A 17617-nucleotide genomic window follows, 5' to 3' on the forward strand; every position below is an offset into this window, starting at 1 on the left:
CTCATGACGGACAGCGACGACCGCCGGCAGGACCCTCCGGTCAACAACGGCGTCATGATCAGCGGCGGCACCCACCACGTCGGCAACCAGGCCGTGGGACACGGCGCCCAGGCGTTCTCCGGCTCGGTCTCCTTCCAGCCGCAGGACGCCGAGCGTACGGCCGAACTCCTCGCGTACGTCGAGCGGTTGCTGGAGGAGCACCGGGCTGCTTTGGCCGACCCCGAAGCTACGACCAGGGAGCTGCGCCGCCTCCGCGAGGAACTCGACGAGCCCGAACCCCAGCCGACGGTCCTGCGACGGGCCCTGACCCGCCTCAACGAGTTCGTCCAGCCGGTGACGCCGTTGGTCGTGGCGGTGGGGCAGCTGGCGCAGTCGGTGCAGGGGTTGCCGGGGATCTGAGGCGGGGCGGGCCGGTTGGTGGGGGCGGCTGATCGGTGGGTCGGGCCGGCCTGGGCCGACGGGTGGCCAGACCGAGACGCCGGAGGGGCCTGCCGGGAGCCTCCGAGGCGGGCGCGCGGGTGAACCGTGGCGATCGGGACGGAATGACCTGGGTCGGCCTGGCCGGACCGGGACCGCATCCATCAGGAACGGCTCGGGCCCGGTCGATCGAGACGCATCGGGCTCGGACTTCCGGGCGGACCGGGCATGCCGGATCGTCCTGACCGCTCGGGACGCAAGAGGTCCGGCCGGTCACCACGGACTGGGCTCCGGACGGACCGGTCAGAACGCACCGGGCCTGACAGGTTGGGACCGGCTCCCCCTCCCCCCCCCCGATCGAGCGGGGGCGGAAGAGGACCGGCCGGACGAGACCGGCCGGGCACCCTGGCCATCCGTTCCTGACCCGGTCGGGACGAACCCGGCCTGACCAGTCCGGACCAGCCGGGCCCGACCGGTCGGGCGGCGAGCCGGGCAGGCGCGAGCCGGTCCGGACGACCGGGGGTGAGCCGGCCGGAAGGGGGCTGACGAGGCCGTGGCGGTACACGGCTCGACTTCCCGTTCCCTGGCCGTCCGGCCCAGTCCCTCCTGCGAGGGCCCGGACGGGTGTGGCACGGTTCTGGGAGGTGCCTGGGAAGGGTGTGCGGATGGGTGATCTGTTTCTGGTCCGGCACGGGGAGACCGAGTGGTCGCGGTCCGGGCGGCACACCGGCCGGACGGACGTGCCGTTGACCGAGCGCGGCCGGGAGGAGGCGCGCCGGCTGGTGCCGCTGATCCGCTCCCACCGCATCGGGGCCGCCTTCGTGAGCCCCCTCCAACGGGCCCGGGAGACCGCCGAGCTCATCGGGCTGCAGGACCTGCGGGTCGACGTCGATCTGTGCGAGTGGGACTACGGCGGCTACGAGGGCGTCACCACCGTCGAGATCCAGCGGGAGCGCCCGGACTGGTTCCTGTTCACGGACGGCGTGGCACCCGGTCCGCCCGACCACCCCGGGGAGAGCCCGGAGCAGGTCGGTGAACGGGCCGACCGTGTGCTGGCCAAGGTGGACGCGGCGCACGCGAACACCGAGGGGTGCGTGGTGCTGGTGGCGCACGGCCACTTCCTGCGCGTGCTCACCGCCCGCCGGCTCGGGCTGCCCGCCTCGGCCGGGGCGTTGTTCCAGCTGGCGACGGGGACGCTCGGCCGGCTGGGGACGGAGCACGGGCGGCCGGTGATCGCCGGGTGGAATGTCAGACCCCCGTCGTAGCCTTCGAAGGGGATGGGGTCAGTGATCCGTACGGCCGTCGTACACCCCCGCCCGGGGAAGGAGCACGCCGTGACGCGACCGCCCACCGCCGCGCAGCGGCGTGTCATCGACGCCGCCGATCCCGTCACCGGACGGCTCAAGGGCACCGAGGCCCAGCTGGACGCCCTGGTGAAGCGCGGTCTGGCCTTCCGGCACCCGCGGCCGCCGCACGACCATTTCCTGACCCCCGCCGGGCACCGCGTCCGGGAGACGCCCGAGGAGGAGCCGGAGCGGGCCGCCGAACCCGCCTCCGGGGTGTTCGCCGCGCACGTCGGCGGCACCGAGGAGCCCGCGGACTCCGGTCCGGCCCGGACGCGTGAGGTGCACAGCGCCTGGCAGGGGCTGCTGGAGCTGCGCCGGATGACCAACCCCGACGGGGCCACGGACCGTCCCTGCGGCTGGGAGCGCGCTCATCTCGTACAGGCGGCCGCGCTGGCCCTGGAGGCGGCCGGGCACGCGCCGGAAGCGGGGGGCTCGCCCGGCTACCGGGTGCGCGCGACCCCGCAACCCGAGGCCGTCGCCGTGCACGCGGCGGACGGCGAGGCACTGCGGGCCTGCGCGATCACCCTGGAGGAGGCCGGCTGGCAGGCCGGCGAGTACACGGAGCCGCGGACCAGGGCGCGCTACCTGCTGGCCTCGCCGCGCCGGGTGTAGGGGGCACATGTCAGGATCGGGGCCAGCAACTGCCGTGGCGTGAGAGGGGATTGACATGAGCGAGCCGTTTTCCGTGCCGGTGACCGTCCGCGGGTACGAGACGGACGTCCAGGGCCATCTCAACCAGAGCGTGTACATCAACTACGCGGAGCACGCCCGCTGGTCGCTGCTCGAGGCCGCCGGGATCACCCAGGCCGGGCTCGTCGGCAGCGGGGTGGGCCCGGTCGCGCTGGAGACCACCATCCGTTACCGGCGCGAGCTGCTGGCCGGTGACGAGGTGGAGGTGACCTGCGCCTTCGAGTGGGGCGAGGGCAAGACCTTCCGCATACAGCAGACGATCCGCAAGAAGGACGGCACGGTGGCGGCCGAGATCACGGCGGTCGGCGGGATCATGGACCTCAAGGAGCGGCGACTGGTCGCGCACCCCGTCGAGGTCTTCAAGGAACTGGCCACCGACCCCAGCCTGTTCGGGCTGTAGGTCAGGCCGGCTCCGGCTCCCGCTCGGCGTCGTAGTTCGCCCGCGCCTCGGCGATGTAGACCCTGTTGCGCTCGGCCCAGTCGGTCAGGCGTTGCAGGGTGTCGTGCAACTCGCGTGCGACCGGGGTGAGTTCGTACTCGACCCGGGGCGGCACCGTGGGGTGGACGGTGCGGGTGACGAGGCCGTCGCGCTCCAGGTTGCGCAGGGTCAGGGTCAGCATGCGGCGGCTGATGCCCTCGATGCTGCGCTCCAGCTCGGTGAAGCGGATGGGCCCGTGGGCGGCCGCGACGAGGATCTGCACGCTCCATTTGCCGGAGACCCTGTCAAGAACTTCCCGCACCGGGCACGCGTGCGCGTTCACGACCTGGACGGTAACACCGGTGTTCCTCTGGGACATCGGACTGCCTCCTTACGCCGCTCTCCATGGTCACTGACGATGTTCCCCGTTACAAGTCGTGCACCGAAGCCACTTGTCGGAACCATGGAGAAAGCCGAGGCCCGCCGCCATGACGGCCATCGTCGAGAACCCGACGCGAACACCGCACCGAACGTACTCCCGCTGGACGGCCCTCGTCGTCCTGTGCGCGGGGACGCTCATGACGATCCTGGACGGCAACATCGTCACGGTCGCCATGCCGGCCATCCAGAGCGACCTCGGCTTCTCGGGGCCGGGCCTCGCGTGGGTGGTCAACGCCTATCTGATCCCGTTCGGCGGGCTGCTGTTGCTGGTGGGCCGGCTCGGCGACCTGGTCGGCCGCAAGCAGATGTTCGCGGCGGGGCTCGCGGTGTTCACGGCGGCGTCCGTGCTGTGCGGGGTGGCGACCAGCCAGGGCATGCTGATCGCGGCGCGCGCCGTGCAGGGTGTGGGCGGTGCGATGACCTCGGCGGTGGTGCTCGGCATGCTGGTCGCGCTGTTCCCCGAGCCACGTGAACGAGCCCGCGCCATCGCGGTGTTCAGCGCGGTGGGTGCCGCGGGCGGGGCGCTGGGCACGTTTCTCGGCGGGGCGCTGACCCAGGCACTGAACTGGCACTGGATCTTCCTGATCAACCTGCCGATCGGGATCGTCGCCCTGCTGGCGGCGGTCCGGGTGCTCGATGCGGAGGAGGGCGAAGGTCTCGGCCGGGGCGCCGACTATCCGGGGGCCGCGCTGGTGACGGGGGCGCTGATGCTGACGGTGTACGTGATCGTCGGGTCCGGCGACCGCGAGGTGATCACCACGCTCGTCCTGGCCCTGGTCGCCCTCGCCCTGTTCGCGGCGTTCACCCTGCGCCAGGCGCATGCGGCCCGCCCGCTGCTGCGGCTCGGGCTGTTCGGTTCCCGGCTGCTCTCCGGCGCGAACGCCGTGCAGATCCTGATGATCGCCACGATGTTCGGCTTCCAGTTCCTGGGCGCGCTGTATGTCCAACGGGTCCTGGGATTCGGCGAGTTGCTCACCGGCACGGCGTTCCTGCCGGCGCCGATCGTGATCGGGGTGCTGATGCTGGGGCTGTCGGCACGGACCATCGGGCGGTTCGGGGCGTACCGGGTGCTGCTGGCCGGGCTCGTGCTCATCGTCGCGGGGATGGCCCTGCTGAGCCGTGCGCCCGCCGACGGCTCGTACCTGGTCGACGTCCTTCCGGTGCTGCTCCTGCTCGGCACCGGGTTCGCCGCCGCGATGCCCGCGCTCACCGGGCTCGCCATGGCGGGGGCGCGGGAGGAGGACGCGGGGCTTGCGTCCGGGTTGTTCAACACCACGCAGGTGGTGGGGGGTTCGCTGGGCCTGGCGGTGCTGTCGGTGCTGGCGGCGAGCCGGACGGAGGGTGTGCTGGCGGGCGGGGCCGAAGTGGTCGCGGCGACGGCGGAGGGGTATCAGCTGGCGTTCCGGGTGGGGACGGGGATCGCGGTGGGGGCTCTGGCACTGGCGGCGGTGGTGCTGCGACCGCGGGCGGGTGCGCGGAGTTGACGGCCTACGGATGTGCCACGCGGTGCCGGGCGGCGACCGCGGGTTCACCGTGCCTGGCCGCGCAGTTCCCCGCGCCCCCGGGGTGGGTGCGGTCACGGTGTCCAGCTGAACCCTGCCGTCAGCCTCCGCCGAACAACCCCGCGTGGTCCTCCGCCCACTCCCGGTACGTCCGCGCCGGACGCCCCAGCACCTCCGCCACATCCGGTGTGACCACCGCGTTCCCGCCCTCCCCCACGAACCGGATGCTCCGGAGCATGCCCTCCGCCGACTCCTCGCTCCAGCCGGAGGCGACCAGCAGTTCACGTGTCTCGGGCGGGGTCAGGTCACGCAGTTCCACCCGGCGGCCGAGCACCTCGCCGAGCGTGGTCGCCTGGTCCTGGGGACTGAGCGTCTCGGGCCCGGTCAGGGTGTACGTCCGCCCCACGTGCCCCTGACCGACCAGCGCCGCGACCGCGATCTCGGCGACATCGCGCGGGTCCACGACCCCTTGCCCGCCCGAGCCCAGCATGTTCGGCACCGGCTCACCCGACCGGAGCGGCCCCGCCCAGCTCAGCGTGTTCGACGCGAAGGAGGAGGGCCGCAGGATCACCCACTCCAGGCCGCTCTCCCGGACCGCTTCCTCCCCGTGTCCGTGCGCGACACCGCCCAGGCCCGTCCTCGGATCGCCCGCACTGATCGCGGAGAGCTTCACCACCCGCCGTACCCCGGCCGCCCGCGCAGCCTCCACCATCCCCCGGTCGCTGTCGGCGTCCTCCGGGCCGAAGACACCCACGAGGAAGGCCGTGTCGGCGCCCGCCATGGCCGACGCCACGGAGTCAGGATCGCGATGGTGCCCCCGGGCCGCCTCCACACCCCGCGGCAGCTGCGCCCCGGCCGGGTCCCGGGTGAGCGCGCGCACCTTCTCCCCGCGCGCCGCGAGCCGTCGTACGACATCACTTCCGATGGTGCCGGTGGCACCCGTGACAAGAATCATGACCACCACGCTGGGCCCCGCACCGCCCCGGCCGATAGGAAATTCCGGCACGTTTCGCGCGCCCGAAGCCGCCGTCCCCCGCTTACGGTGGACGGGTGACCAACTCCGTCTCCGAGCGGGCCCCGCACACCCCCGACGTGCTGCGTCCGTGGATCACCGGGATCGGGGTCCCGGCCGTGCAGGCGGATCCGCGGACGCCGTTCGTCCAGTTGCCGGATCCCGCGACCAGGGTGATCGTCCGCAGCGAGGCGCGGGGCCGGCCCACCCTGCTGGTCTCCGGGCCCCGCGTCCGGGCCACCTACCACCCGGCCAAACGCCATGTGTCCTGCACGGAGGTACGGCTGGCCCCTGGGGTCGTCCGGCCCCTGCTCGGCGTCCCGGCCGTCGATCTGGTCGGGCGGGTCGTACCGCTGGCCGCGCTGCCCGGCCGGACCGCGCGGCAGTTGGCGTACGAGCTCGGGCGGCTGAAGCCCGAAGAGGTGGCCGCCCGGCTCGCCGACGTCCTCCCGGACCTGCTGCCCACCGCCGCCGACGGGGCCCGCGCCGAACTGCTGCGGGCCGCGGTCGCCGCGCTGTCCGTGCGCTCGGGGCGCACACCCGGCCAGGTCGGCGAAGTGGCGCGGGAACTCGCCGTCAGCGAGCGCCAGTTGCGCAATCTGTTCAGCGACGGTGTCGGACTGTCGCCCAAGCACTACGCCCGCATCGACCGGGTCCGCGCGGTGCTCGCCCATGCCACCGAGCTGGCCTCGGCCGAACTGGCCGCCGTCACCGGCTACTACGACCAGTCCCACATGACGTCCGACTTCCGCACCCTGATGGGGGTTCCACCGCGCTCCTACTTCGCCGGACGGCTGCCCGCTCCCGGAGCCTGCCAGGCGATCGACCGCCGGTGACCCCATGTCACAGCGCCCCCCGCTCGGAGATGACGTGGCCTTCCTGTCCAGAACCGCCGCCCGCCGCACCCTGCTCGCCGTCCTCGGGGCCGGAGTGCTGAGCACCCGTTGGCCGTCCGCCGAGGCCGCGGACCCGGCCGGGCTCGACGACCCGGTCAAGAAGGACCTCGCGATGCGGCTGGTGTCCAGCGCGGAGAACTCATCGCTGGACTGGGAGGCGCAGTACGCCTACCTCGAGGACATCGGGGACGGCCGCGGCTACACGGGCGGCATCATCGGTTTCTGCTCCGGTACGAGCGACATGCTGGCGCTGGTCGAGCTGTACACGCGGCGGGTCCCGGACAATCCCCTGGCCCCGTATCTGCCCGCGCTGCGCGCGGTGGACGGCACCGCTGCGCACGACGGGCTGGACCCGGACTTCCCCGCGGACTGGCGGACGGCGGCGAAGACCTCCGCCTTCCGCCGGGCACAGCGCGACGAGCGGGACCGCGGCTACTTCGACCCGGCGGTCGCACGCGCCAAGAGAGACGGCCTCGGCACGCTCGGCCAGTTCGTGTACTACGACGCGATGGTCATGCACGGCCCCGGCACCGACGCCCTGAGCTTCGGGGGCATCCGCGGCCGGGCCCGCGACGGCACGGACACTCCCGCGGACGGGGGCGACGAGACCGCCTATCTGCACGCCTTCCTGGACGCCCGGGTGTGGGCGATGAAGCAGGAGGCGGCCCACCATGACGTGAGCCGGGTCGAGACGGCCCAGCGGGTCTTCCTTCAGCAGGGCAATCTCGGCCTGGACCCACCGCTCAAGTGGCGGGTGTACGGGGACAGTTACGAGATCGGCTGAGCGGGGACGGCCTCCATGGGGTGGGTGACCTCGTGTGCGTCCCCGCCCCGGCCCAGGTGGTTGAAGACCAGGTTCAGCGCCACCGCGGCGACGCAGCCCGTGGAGATCCCCGAGTCCAGGACGATCCTCGCGGTCTCGGGGAAGGCGTGGTAGAAGTCCGGCGCGGTGATCGGGATGATGCCGACGGCCAGCGACACGGCGACGATCAGGACGTTGTTGTCCTTGTCCAGGCCCGCCTTGACCAGGGTCTGGATGCCGCTGGCGGCCACCGAGCCGAACAGGACGACGCCGGCGCCGCCGAGCACCGGGCGCGGGACGACGGCGATGAGCGAGGCGGCCATGGGGCACAGGCCCATCAGCACCAGGAAGGCTCCGCCGGTGGCGACGACGTAGCGGCTGCGGATCCTCGTCATGGCCACGAGCCCGATGTTCTGGGCGAAGGCGCTGCACATGAAACCGTTGAAGAGCGGGCTGATCGCCGAGCCGAGGGTGTCGGCGCGCAGGCCCGCGGCGATGGTCTTCTCGTCGGCCGGGCGCTCGACGATCTCGCCCAACGCCAGCATGTCCGCGGTCGATTCGGTCATCGAGACCACCATCACCACGCACAGCGAGAGGATCGCCGCGAGCTGGAACCGCGGGGCGCCGAAGTGGAAGGGGGTCGGGAAGCCGACGACGGCCGCGTCGGTGACCGGGGCGAAGTCCGTCGCGCCGAAGGGGATCGCGAGGAGCGTGCCGGCCACCAGGCCGAGCAGCACGGCGATCTGCTTGACGAAGCCGCGCGTGAAGCGCCGTAGGAGAAGCACGATCGCGAGCGTCCCCGCGGCCAGGCCCAGGTTGGTGGTCGAACCGTAGTCCCGCGCCGCCGGGTCGGGGCCCTGGGCCCAGCCGAAGGCGACCGGCAGCAGCGAGACGCCTATCAGGGTGATGACGGTGCCGGTGACGACCGGCGGGAAGAAGCGGATCGCCTTGCTGAAGAAGGGGGCGGCGAGGAAGCCGAGGAGTCCGGCGACGATCACCGCGCCGAAGATGACCGGCAGGGCGTCGGACTTGTCGTCGGTGGAGGCGACGACCGCGGTCATGGGGGCCACTCCGGCGAAGGTGACGCCGTTGACGAAGGGCAGCCGGGCACCGATCCTCCAGACGCCGAGGGTCTGGAGGAAGGTGGCGAGGCCCGCGGTGAACAGACAGGCACCGGTGAGGAAGGTGAGGTCGGCGGCGGAGAGGCCGATGGCCGCGCCGACGATCAGGGGCGGGGCGACGACTCCGGCGTACATGGCGGCCACGTGCTGGAGGCCGGTGGTCGCCATCTTGAGAGCGGGGAGCTTTTCGTCGACGGGGTGGACTGACACTGCGGCTCGCCTCCGGGCGGTTACACGGCCGCCGAGCGGCGGTGCCGTGGGTTTCATGGAGGTGGTGCGAGTGGTCGTGCGGGACCGGGAACGGAGACCGTTCCGGGGCGCGTGCGTCCCACACGCGCCCCGGGCACGGCCGCCGTGGGCACCACGCGGCGTCCACGGCTGCCGACCGGGAGCCGTCCCTCCCGGCCGGAGATCGATGCCGTACGAGGCTCAGTGACCGGCGATCCGGGCCAGGCGCTGCGCCTGCTCCCGCGTCGAGCGTGCGATCCGGTCCTCGTCGACGTGCAACAGGCGCCCGTCCTCGACGATCTGACGGCCGTTCACGAACGAGGCGGTGACCGGTGCCGCCGCGCCGAAGACCAGCGCGGTCACCGGGTCGGCGATGGAGGCGTGGGCGAGGGTGTCGAGCTTCCACAGCACCAGGTCGGCGAGCTTGCCCGCCTCCAGGGAGCCGGTCTCGGCCGCGCGGCCCAGGACCTGGGCGCCGCCGTAGGTGCCGAGGCGCAGCGCCTGCCGGGCGTTCAGGGCCGCTTCCCGGTGCGCGCCGAGGCGGTTGATGAGCAGGGCGTTGCGCAGTTCGGTGTGGAGTTCGCCGGACTCGTTGGACGCCGTGCCGTCGACGCCGAGGCCGACCGGGACGCCGGCCGCGAGCATGTCCGGGACCCGCGCGATGCCCGCGGCCAGCCGGGCGTTGGACGAAGGGCAGTGGGCCACGCCGGTCTTCGTCCGGGCGAAGGCGGCGATGTCGGAGTCGTTCATGTGGACGCAGTGCGCCATCCACACGTCCTCGCCGAGCCAGCCGGTGGACTCGAAGTAGTCGGTGGGGCCCATGCCGAACAGTTCCTTGCAGAACTGCTCCTCCTCGACCGTCTCCGAGCCGTGGGTGTGCAGCCGCACTCCGAGGCGGCGGGCCAACTCGGCGCCCTCACGCAGGAGTTCGGTGGAGACGGAGAACGGCGAGCAGGGCGCGACGGCCACCTGGGTCATCGCGTCGAAGGAGGAGTCGTGGTGCTCCTTGACGGTCGCCTCGGTCGCGGCGAGGGCGCCCTCCAGGGTCTCCACGGCGAAGTCCGGGGGCAGGCCGCCGTCCTTCTCGCTGCGGTCCATGGAACCGCGGGCGAGGGTGAAGCGGACGCCCGTCTCGCGGGCGGCTCGGATGATCGCGCCGGACAGGTCGCCGGAACCGGCGGGGAAGACGTAGTGGTGGTCCATGGCGGTGGTGACGCCGCCGCGGGCCATCATCGCGAGCGAGCCCTGGGCGGCCGCGTAGACCATCTGCTCGTCGATGCGTGCCCAGGTCGGGTAGAGGGCGACGAGCCAGTTGAAGAGGTTGTGGTCGGTGGCGAGGCCCCGGGTGATCCACTGGTAGTAGTGGTGGTGGGTGTTGACCAGGCCGGGGGTCACCAGGTGGCCGGTGGCGTCGATACGGCGGTCGACGTTCTCCAGGCCCTCGGGTGCCCGGCCCGCGCCGAGCGACTCGATGCGGTTGCCGGCGATGACGACGTACCCGCTCGGGTACTCGGTGTCGCTCGCGTCCACGGTCGCGATCGAACAGTTCTCGATGACGATGCGCCGGTCTGCTGCCATGGTTCGTCCTTTGCGCTGGGTGGAGAGGGCACGGCAGGACCCCGGGAGTTTGAGTGCCGCGGCCGGAGAGCCGTCCAGGGCCCTTGCCCGGCCGCGGGTGCCGCGATGGAGTTGCTGCGCGATGGAGTTGCTAGAGGTTCGAGAGGTCCACCGGGATCCTCGGCTCGACGCCGTCCCGCAGGACGGTCGCCTCGATCAGGCCGTAGGGCCGGTCGGCGGCGAAGTACACCTCGTTGTCGTTCTTGAGGCCGAACGGCTCCAGGTCCACCAGGAAGTGGTGCTTGTTGGGCAGCGAGAAGCGGACCTCGTCGATCTCACCGCGGTTCTCGATGATCCGCGAACCCATCTGGTACAGGGTCTGCTGGAGCGAGAGGGAGTACGTCTCGGCGAAGGCCCGGAGCATGTGACCCCGTACCTGCTCGTAGGACTCCTCCCAGTCCGGCATCTCCTGCTGGTCGTCGGACCAGTTGAAGCGCCAGCGGGCGGAGACCTCGGTGGCCAGGATGCGGTCGTACGCCTCGGGCAGGGTCGTGTACTTGTCCTTGACGTAGCCCCAGAACTCGGAGTCGGTCGAGTTCAGTACGGTCAGGTCCTTGAGCCCGGAGACGACCTCCCAGGAGGAGCCGTCGTACGTGATCTGGGTCAGGCGGGTCTCCTGGCCCTTGCGGACGAAGGAGTGCGCGCTCTCCTTGCCGTGCTCGATTCGCTCCCAGGAGTACTCCTCGACGCGGATCCGCGCGGTCTTGATCGGCTCCTGACTCGTGACGAAGTGCCGGGCGAGGTGGATGCCGAACTGCTCGGCGGACTCGATGCCGTGCTCCTTGGCGAACGCGTACACCGTGTTCTTGGTGGTGTCGGTCGGCAGCACGTTGGCGTTGGAGCCGGAGTAGTGCACCTCGTCCATGTCGCCGGAGAGCGACACGGACACGTTGAGGTCCTTGATGTGGTGGGTGGCGCCGTCCCGCGTGATCCTGACGACTCGGTTCTCGGCCTTGCCGTACTGGTTCTGTCCAAGAGTGGGCATGTCTGCTAGCTCCCTCGATATACGGAGTAGCCGAACGGGTTGAGCAGCAGCGGTACGTGGTAGTGCTCGCCGGGCACGACGGCGAACGTGATCGCCACCTCCGGGAAGAACACTCCGGCACCGCTGTCCCGATTCGCGGGGGCGTCCTGCTGCGCATCGGCTTGCTTCTTCAGGAAGTACGGTTCGACCTCGAAGTCGAGCCGTACGTGGGTGGTTCCCTCCGGCAGCGCCGGCAGGTCCTTGCACCGCCCGTCCGCGTCGGTCGCGCTGCCGCCGAGCGCCCGCCAGTCCGCGTCCCGGCCCGCGCGGGCGGAGAGCTGGACGGCGACCTTCTGCGCGGGGCGGCCGACGCTGGTGTCCAGGATGTGCGTGGACACGGATGCGGTGGTGCTGGTGCTCATGGTCAGGCGTCCTCTTCGACGATACGGGCGAGCCGGATGCGGTTGATCTTGCCCAGCTCGGCGCGGACGATCTCGCGTTCCCGCTCCGGCGCGTTGCCGATCCGCTCCTTGAGCGCGTCGCGCATCTGCTCACCGGTGCGGCCGGTGGCGCAGATCAGGAAGACATGGCCGAACCGCTCCTGGTACGCCAGGTTCAGTTCCAGCATCTCCGCCTTGAGCTCCTCGGAGGCGCCGGCCATGCCGCGCTGTTCGCGGGCCGAGGCCGGGTCGCCCGGCTTGGGGCGGCCGATCGGCGGGTGACCGGCCATCGCCTCGGCGAGGTCGTCGGCGGTCAGCTCGGCCATGGCGGCGTCACTGGTGGCGTAGAGGTCTTCCGCGGTCGCGTAGGGGCGGCCGGCGAGCAGACGCCGGGCCCACGCCGTCGAGGCGCAGGCCTCGATGAGGACCGCGTGGGCCGCGTGCTCCTCCAGGCCGTTGAACCGGGCCAGGCCGGGAGACGTGGAAGTCGAAGTCACGGGAGTCAGCTAACGCCCCCACGCGACATCACGTCAACACTTTGTTGAAAATTCGGGGTTACGAAACCCCCTGGGCCCTGCGGCCTACGTTTTGTCCCGGTTGAGGTAGTTGTAGACCGTGAAGCGGCTGACCCCGAGGGCGCTCGCCACGGTCTCCACGCCGTGCCGTACGGAGAAGGCGCCACGCGCCTCCAATATGCGGACGACCTCCTGCTTGGCCTTGCGGTCCAGGTCGGCGAGCGGCTTGCCCTGCTTGCGCTCCATGGCGGCCAGGATGTGATCGAGGGAGTCCGCGAGCTGCGGCAGCCGTACGGCGACCACGTCGGCGCCCTCCCAGGCGAGCACGACATCGTCGGGGCCGGCCTCGTCCGGCGGGAGCAGCTCGCCGCCCATGGCGTCGACCAGCGGCTTGACCGCCGCGATGAACGGCTCGTCGGAGCTCACGCGCCGGCCTCCCCGATCACGTTGACCTGGAGGGAGATCCGGGTGGCGCCGGAGGCGAGGGTCCTGCGCAGCAGGGCGTCCACGGCCGCGAGCACCTCGTCGGCGCCGCCTTCCGCCGTGTTGCCGAACGGGCCGACGTCCACCGCGTCCAGTTCGGCCGCCTCGATGACCTCGCGGGCCACGAGCGCGTGCGCCGGGGCCTCGTCGAGGTCGAACGGCTCGGTCGTGAACTCCACTCTCAATCGCACGCGCACAACCTAACCCGCGGTGCCGTTTTCCGTCGGGCCCTCTTGACAACGCCTTCGCCCCGGCGGCAATCTTCCAATAAGCAGAAACTAACTTCCGCAATACGGAACTACTCGACACGGAAGGGAGCGCCAGGACCCCATGGGATTCGCGGAGCAGCGCTTCAACGTCAACCTGTCGATCCTCTTCACGGAACTCCCGCTCCTGGAGCGCCCCGCGGCAGCCGCCGCGGCCGGCTTCACCGCGGTCGAGCTGTGGTGGCCCTGGATCGACACCCCCACCCCCGAGCGGTCCGGGCTCGACGCCCTGAGGAAGGCGATCGAGGACGCGGGCGTCCAGCTCACGGGCCTGAACTTCTACGCCGGCGAGCTGCCCGGTCCGGACCGGGGCGCCCTGTCGATCCCGGGCGAGGAGTCGGACCGGTTCCGCGCCAACATCGACGTGGCCGCCGACTTCGCCGGATCACTGGGCGCCACGGCGCTCAACGCCCTGTACGGCAACCGCGTCGAGGGTGTGGACCCGGCCGAGCAGGACGCGCTCGCGCTGGAGAACCTGGTCCTCGCCGCCCGCGCGGCCGGCCGGATCGGCGCGATCCTGCTGATCGAGGCCCTCAACAAGCCCGAGTCGCCGCGGTATCCGCTGGTGAGCGCGCCCGCGGCGGTCGGGATCGTCGACAAGGTGAACCAGGCGACCGGCCTGGACAACGCACGCTTCCTCATGGACCTCTACCACCTGTCCATGAACGGCGAGGACCTGCCGGCGGTGATCGAGGAGTTCGCCCCGAAGACCGGGCACGTCCAGATCGCCGACAACCCGGGCCGTGGCGCGCCGGGCACGGGGACGCTGCCGCTGGAGGAGCTGCTCGGCCTGCTGACCAAGGCCGGCTACGACGGCTGGGTCGGCCTGGAGTACAAGCCCGGCGACCGCCCGAGCTCCGAGGCCTTCGACTGGCTGTTCCGTTGATCCCCCTTTCCTGAGAGGCACCCCTTCATGAGCAACCTCCCCAAGATCGCCTGGATAGGCCTCGGCATCATGGGCTCCCCCATGTCCGAGAACCTGGTCAAGGCGGGTTACGACGTCACCGGCTTCACCCTCGAACAGGACAAGCTGGACCGGCTGGCCGCCGCCGGTGGCACCGCCGCCGCTTCGATCGCCGAGGCCGTGCGGGACGCCGACGTGATCATCACGATGGTGCCCGCCTCTCCGCAGGTGGAGGCCATCGCCTACGGCCCCGAGGGCATCCTGGCGAACGCCCGCTCCGGCGCCCTCCTGATCGACATGTCCTCGATCACCCCGCAGACCTCGGTGGATCTGGCGAAGGCGGCCGTCGCGAAGGGCATCCGCGTCCTGGACGCGCCGGTGTCCGGGGGCGAGGCAGGAGCCGTCGAGGCCGTGCTGTCGATCATGGTCGGCGGCGAGCAGGCCGACTTCGACGAGGCCGAGCCGATCTTCGAGGCGCTCGGAAAGACCATCGTGCTGTGCGGTCCGCACGGCTCGGGCCAGACGGTGAAGGCCGCGAACCAGCTGATCGTCGCCGTGAACATCCAGGCGTGCGCCGAGGCCGTGGTCTTCCTGGAGAAGTCGGGCGTGGACCTCAAGGCCGCGCTGGACGTCCTGAACGGCGGCCTGGCCGGCTCGACGGTGCTGACCCGCAAGAAGGACAACTTCCTTCAGCGCGACTTCAGGCCGGGCTTCCGGATCGACCTGCATCACAAGGACATGGGCATCGTCACCGACGCCGCCCGCAACGTCGGCGCGGCCCTGCCCGTCGGCGCCGTGGTCGCCCAGCTCGTCGCCGGCCTGCGCGCGCAGGGCGACGGAGGGCTTGACCACTCGGCACTGCTGCGGGGCGTGGAGCGGCTGTCCGGCGCCCACATCTGATCCCGACTTCCGGTCCGCGGCGGCGCTGACATCTGTCCTGTCGCGCCCAGGCGCCACCGCGGACCGGAAACCCTCCCTGCCCGCCCCCGACCTGCCCGGTGACCCGGATGAGGGGTGGTCGCCCGGTACCGGGTGCGGTCAGGGGAGGACCGCGGCGGCAGGCGAGCCAGTGCGGTGGTGAAGGTCCCGGGCCCTCCTTCTTCGACCTGAGGGAAGGAGCGCGTTCCCGGTTCCGTCGCGGCCGCCGCGGTCCCGGCAACACCCGGCAGGAAGGCAGAGCGCCGGACACGGACGGTTCCGTGTCCGGCGCTCCGTCGCGTTCCCGGAGTGCGCGCGCCCGGGGTGCGCGTTCCCGGGGTGCGCATTTCCGCGGATCGCAGGACTCTGAAGGCATGGCAGCACATCCAGCACAGCATCCGCACGTCGTGGTGCACTCCCCCGCCCTGGACGGGTCGCGGAGGGTCACCGCGGACGACAAGAACCTTGGCGTGGCGTCCCATCTGGACGACGTGATCGAGCTGCTCCGGCTCGCCGACCTGGACCGCGTCGAGGTCGAGGACGACGACATCGTGGAGTGGCAGGGCGGCGGCCCCGACGACTGGCCCGGTCTGTCCGAGCACCATGAGCAGTGAGCGGGCGTACGGCACCGGACGTAGACCGCCTACGGCATCCTCAAATCAACCTCTGAGCATGGGTCAGGGGGCTTCACCCGACCCCTGCCCCGGGCACATTCTCTACGTGTGGGACCCGCCGGCACGGGGGCGGCGGGCCGCACGACGGGGGACGGCTTCGGGGGAGCCGGGCACGGGAAAGGGCGGTCCCACCTTCACGGTGGGACCGCCCTTCGGCTGTGCGGGGTGTCAGACCTTCAGCGGCCTGATCGACGTCGGCGCGTGGGCCGGCTCCGTCGCGATCTCCTCGAACTCGACCACGTTGCCGATGTCGTTGGTCGTGGACATCGAGATGTTGGTGACCCGCTCCAGGATCGCCTCGACGACCACCGGCACCCGGAACTCGGCGGCGAGCTTCTTCGCCTGCTCCAGGGCCGCGCCCAGTTCCGCCGGGTCGGTCACCCGGATCGCCTTGCAGCCCAGGCCCTCGGCGACCTTGACGTGATCGACGCCGTAGACGCCCAGTTCCGGGGAGTTGACGTTCTCGAACTCCAGGTTGACCTGGAAGTCGATGTCGAAGGCGCGCTGGGCCTGGCGGATCAGGCCCAGGTAGGAGTTGTTCACGAGGACGTGGATGTACGGGATCCGGTGCTGGGCCCCGACGGCCAGCTCCTCGATCATGAACTGGAAGTCGTAGTCGCCGGAGAGCGCGACCACCTGCGCCTCCGGGTCGGCCTTGGCGACGCCCAGGGCCGCCGGGATCGTCCAGCCGAGCGGGCCCGCCTGGCCGCAGTTGATCCAGTGCCGGGGCCTGAAGACGTGCAGCATCTGCGCGCCGGCGATCTGGGAGAGGCCGATCGTGGAGACGTACCGGGTCTCCGGACCGAAGGCCTTGTTCATCTCCTCGTACACGCGCTGCGGCTTGATGGGGATGTCGTCGAAGTGCGTACGGCGCTGGAGGGACGCCTTCTTCTCCTGCGCGGAGGCCGCCCACACCGAGCGGTCGGGGAGCCTGCCCGCCGCCTTCAACTCCCTTGCCACCGCGACGAAGAGCTCCAGGGCGGCCCCGGCGTCGGAGGCGATGCCGTAGTCCGGGGCGAAGATCCTGCCGATCTGGGTCGGTTCGACGTCGACATGGACGAACTTCCGGCCGGCCGTGTAGACGTCCAGCTTGCCGGTGTGGCGGTTGGCCCAGCGGTTGCCGATGCCGAGGACGAAGTCGGACTCCAGGAAGGTGGCGTTGCCGTAGCGGTGCGAGGTCTGCAGGCCCACCATGCCGGCGTTCAGCTCGTGGTCGTCGGGCAGGACGCCCCAGCCCATGAGGGTCGGGACGACCGGGATGCCGGTCAACTCGGCGAACTCCACGAGGAGTTCGGAGGCGTCGGCGTTGATGACACCGCCGCCGGCGACGATCAGCGGACGCTCGGAGGCGTTCAGCAGCCCGATCGCCTTCTCGATCTGCGCGCGGCTCGCGACCGGCTTGTACACCGGGAGCGGCTGGTACGTCTCCGGGTCGAACTCGATCTCGGTGAGCTGGACGTCGATCGGCAGGTCGATCAGCACCGGACCCGGGCGGCCGGAGCGCATGAGGTGGAAGGCCTGCTGGAAGACGCCGGGGACCTGGGCCGCCTCCAGGACGGTGACGGCCATCTTCGTGACCGGCCCCGCGATGGAGGCGATGTCGACGGCCTGGAAGTCCTCCTTGTGGATCACGGCGGTCGGGGCCTGGCCCGTGATGCACAGGATCGGGACGGAATCGCCGGTCGCGGAGTACAGGCCGGTGATCATGTCGGTGCCGGCGGGTCCTGAGGTCCCGATGCAGACACCGATGTTGCCCGGCCGGGTCCTCGTGTACCCCTCGGCCATGTGGGACGCGCCCTCGACATGGCGGGCGAGGGTGTGGTGGATGCCCCCGGAGGCCTTGAGCGCGGCGTAGAGGGGGTTGATCGCCGCGCCGGGCACGCCGAACGCGTCCGTGACACCTTCACGCTTGAGGATCTCAACTGCCGCGCGGGCAGCGGTCATTCGAGCCATCGAGTACTCC

The 17617-nt window shown here is 71.3% G+C and carries 20 protein-coding genes; 10 read left to right on the forward strand and 10 right to left on the reverse strand.

Translation table 11 applies throughout. The annotated features are described in order from the left end of the window. Nucleotides 1-3: 3 nt before the first annotated feature. The 4 genes from ACFYZ8_RS30065 to ACFYZ8_RS30080 all read left to right on the forward strand — a co-directional run bounded on the left by ACFYZ8_RS30065 (nt 4) and on the right by ACFYZ8_RS30080 (nt 2853). The gene (locus ACFYZ8_RS30065) at nt 4-399 is read left to right on the forward strand and encodes a DUF5955 family protein (protein ID WP_359031462.1); all 396 of its coding nucleotides are present in this window, start codon (nt 4-6) and stop codon (nt 397-399) included. 683 nt (nt 400-1082) lie between these two features. Next, complete coding sequence (locus tag ACFYZ8_RS30070) at nt 1083-1682, forward strand: histidine phosphatase family protein (RefSeq protein ID WP_359031461.1); 600 nt, start codon at nt 1083-1085, stop codon at nt 1680-1682. A 69-nt stretch (nt 1683-1751) separates the two neighbouring features. Then, nucleotides 1752-2375 (forward strand): hypothetical protein, encoded by a 624-nt coding sequence (locus ACFYZ8_RS30075; RefSeq protein WP_388538165.1) that lies wholly within the window; start codon nt 1752-1754, stop codon nt 2373-2375. A gap of 55 nt (nt 2376-2430) precedes the next feature. Then, nucleotides 2431-2853 carry an acyl-CoA thioesterase gene (locus ACFYZ8_RS30080; protein WP_388538164.1) on the forward strand — a complete coding sequence of 141 codons (423 nt, stop codon included), beginning with the start codon at nt 2431-2433 and terminating at the stop codon, nt 2851-2853. Nucleotide 2854: 1 nt separating this feature from the next. On the opposite strand, the gene ACFYZ8_RS30085 is transcribed toward ACFYZ8_RS30080, so the two are convergent. Next, nucleotides 2855-3250 (reverse strand): helix-turn-helix domain-containing protein, encoded by a 396-nt coding sequence (locus tag ACFYZ8_RS30085; RefSeq protein ID WP_359031458.1) that lies wholly within the window; start codon nt 3248-3250, stop codon nt 2855-2857. Between the two features lie 109 nt (nt 3251-3359). On the opposite strand from ACFYZ8_RS30085, the gene ACFYZ8_RS30090 reads away from it, so the two are divergent. Beyond that, on the forward strand, nt 3360-4796 hold the full coding sequence (locus ACFYZ8_RS30090) for an MFS transporter (protein ID WP_388538162.1): 1437 nt from the start codon (nt 3360-3362) through the stop codon (nt 4794-4796). A 118-nt stretch (nt 4797-4914) separates the two neighbouring features. Here the strand turns inward: ACFYZ8_RS30090 and ACFYZ8_RS30095 are convergent, their stop codons facing one another. Further along, the gene (locus ACFYZ8_RS30095; protein ID WP_388538161.1) at nt 4915-5778 is read right to left on the reverse strand and encodes an NAD(P)H-binding protein; all 864 of its coding nucleotides are present in this window, start codon (nt 5776-5778) and stop codon (nt 4915-4917) included. A gap of 86 nt (nt 5779-5864) precedes the next feature. Between ACFYZ8_RS30095 and ACFYZ8_RS30100 the strand changes: the two genes are divergently transcribed. Beyond that, a complete protein-coding gene (locus ACFYZ8_RS30100; protein WP_359031454.1) occupies nt 5865-6662 on the forward strand; it encodes a helix-turn-helix domain-containing protein in 798 nt (265 codons plus the stop codon). Nucleotides 6663-6666: 4 nt separating this feature from the next. Continuing rightward, the gene (locus ACFYZ8_RS30105; RefSeq protein ID WP_388538159.1) at nt 6667-7506 is read left to right on the forward strand and encodes a chitosanase; all 840 of its coding nucleotides are present in this window, start codon (nt 6667-6669) and stop codon (nt 7504-7506) included. On the opposite strand, the gene ACFYZ8_RS30110 is transcribed toward ACFYZ8_RS30105, so the two are convergent. The 7 genes from ACFYZ8_RS30110 to ACFYZ8_RS30140 form a co-directional block, all read right to left on the reverse strand. Then, nucleotides 7491-8855: a nucleobase:cation symporter-2 family protein gene (locus tag ACFYZ8_RS30110; protein WP_388538158.1), complete on the reverse strand. Its 1365-nt coding sequence runs from the start codon at nt 8853-8855 to the stop codon at nt 7491-7493. The genes ACFYZ8_RS30105 and ACFYZ8_RS30110 overlap by 16 nt on opposite strands. A gap of 219 nt (nt 8856-9074) precedes the next feature. Next, nucleotides 9075-10451 carry an 8-oxoguanine deaminase gene (locus ACFYZ8_RS30115; RefSeq protein ID WP_388538156.1) on the reverse strand — a complete coding sequence of 459 codons (1377 nt, stop codon included), beginning with the start codon at nt 10449-10451 and terminating at the stop codon, nt 9075-9077. A gap of 130 nt (nt 10452-10581) precedes the next feature. Beyond that, complete coding sequence (gene pucL, locus ACFYZ8_RS30120) at nt 10582-11475, reverse strand: factor-independent urate hydroxylase (RefSeq protein WP_359031449.1); 894 nt, start codon at nt 11473-11475, stop codon at nt 10582-10584. A gap of 5 nt (nt 11476-11480) precedes the next feature. Next, nucleotides 11481-11876 carry a hydroxyisourate hydrolase gene (gene uraH / locus ACFYZ8_RS30125; protein WP_388538154.1) on the reverse strand — a complete coding sequence of 132 codons (396 nt, stop codon included), beginning with the start codon at nt 11874-11876 and terminating at the stop codon, nt 11481-11483. A 2-nt stretch (nt 11877-11878) separates the two neighbouring features. Then, entirely contained in the window at nt 11879-12391 is a 513-nt protein-coding gene (gene uraD, locus ACFYZ8_RS30130) for a 2-oxo-4-hydroxy-4-carboxy-5-ureidoimidazoline decarboxylase (protein WP_388538152.1), read from the reverse strand. Between the two features lie 84 nt (nt 12392-12475). Beyond that, the gene (locus tag ACFYZ8_RS30135) at nt 12476-12784 is read right to left on the reverse strand and encodes a helix-turn-helix domain-containing protein (protein ID WP_359031479.1); all 309 of its coding nucleotides are present in this window, start codon (nt 12782-12784) and stop codon (nt 12476-12478) included. A 47-nt stretch (nt 12785-12831) separates the two neighbouring features. Beyond that, nucleotides 12832-13083 carry a hypothetical protein gene (locus ACFYZ8_RS30140; RefSeq protein ID WP_359031444.1) on the reverse strand — a complete coding sequence of 84 codons (252 nt, stop codon included), beginning with the start codon at nt 13081-13083 and terminating at the stop codon, nt 12832-12834. A 139-nt stretch (nt 13084-13222) separates the two neighbouring features. Between ACFYZ8_RS30140 and ACFYZ8_RS30145 the strand changes: the two genes are divergently transcribed. The 3 genes from ACFYZ8_RS30145 to ACFYZ8_RS30155 all read left to right on the forward strand — a co-directional run bounded on the left by ACFYZ8_RS30145 (nt 13223) and on the right by ACFYZ8_RS30155 (nt 15594). Further along, nucleotides 13223-14044 carry a TIM barrel protein gene (locus ACFYZ8_RS30145; protein WP_388538151.1) on the forward strand — a complete coding sequence of 274 codons (822 nt, stop codon included), beginning with the start codon at nt 13223-13225 and terminating at the stop codon, nt 14042-14044. 27 nt (nt 14045-14071) lie between these two features. Then, nucleotides 14072-14962, forward strand: coding sequence for a 2-hydroxy-3-oxopropionate reductase (locus ACFYZ8_RS30150; RefSeq protein WP_388538150.1), 891 nt, complete (start codon nt 14072-14074; stop codon nt 14960-14962). Between the two features lie 392 nt (nt 14963-15354). Next, a complete protein-coding gene (locus ACFYZ8_RS30155) occupies nt 15355-15594 on the forward strand; it encodes a hypothetical protein (protein WP_359031441.1) in 240 nt (79 codons plus the stop codon). 228 nt (nt 15595-15822) lie between these two features. On the opposite strand, the gene gcl is transcribed toward ACFYZ8_RS30155, so the two are convergent. Further along, nucleotides 15823-17607, reverse strand: coding sequence for a glyoxylate carboligase (gene gcl / locus ACFYZ8_RS30160; RefSeq protein WP_388538148.1), 1785 nt, complete (start codon nt 17605-17607; stop codon nt 15823-15825). Nucleotides 17608-17617: the final 10 nt, after the last annotated feature.

This window comes from Streptomyces sp. NPDC001668, from assembly GCF_042893155.1.
Lineage (GTDB): Bacteria > Actinomycetota > Actinomycetes > Streptomycetales > Streptomycetaceae > Streptomyces.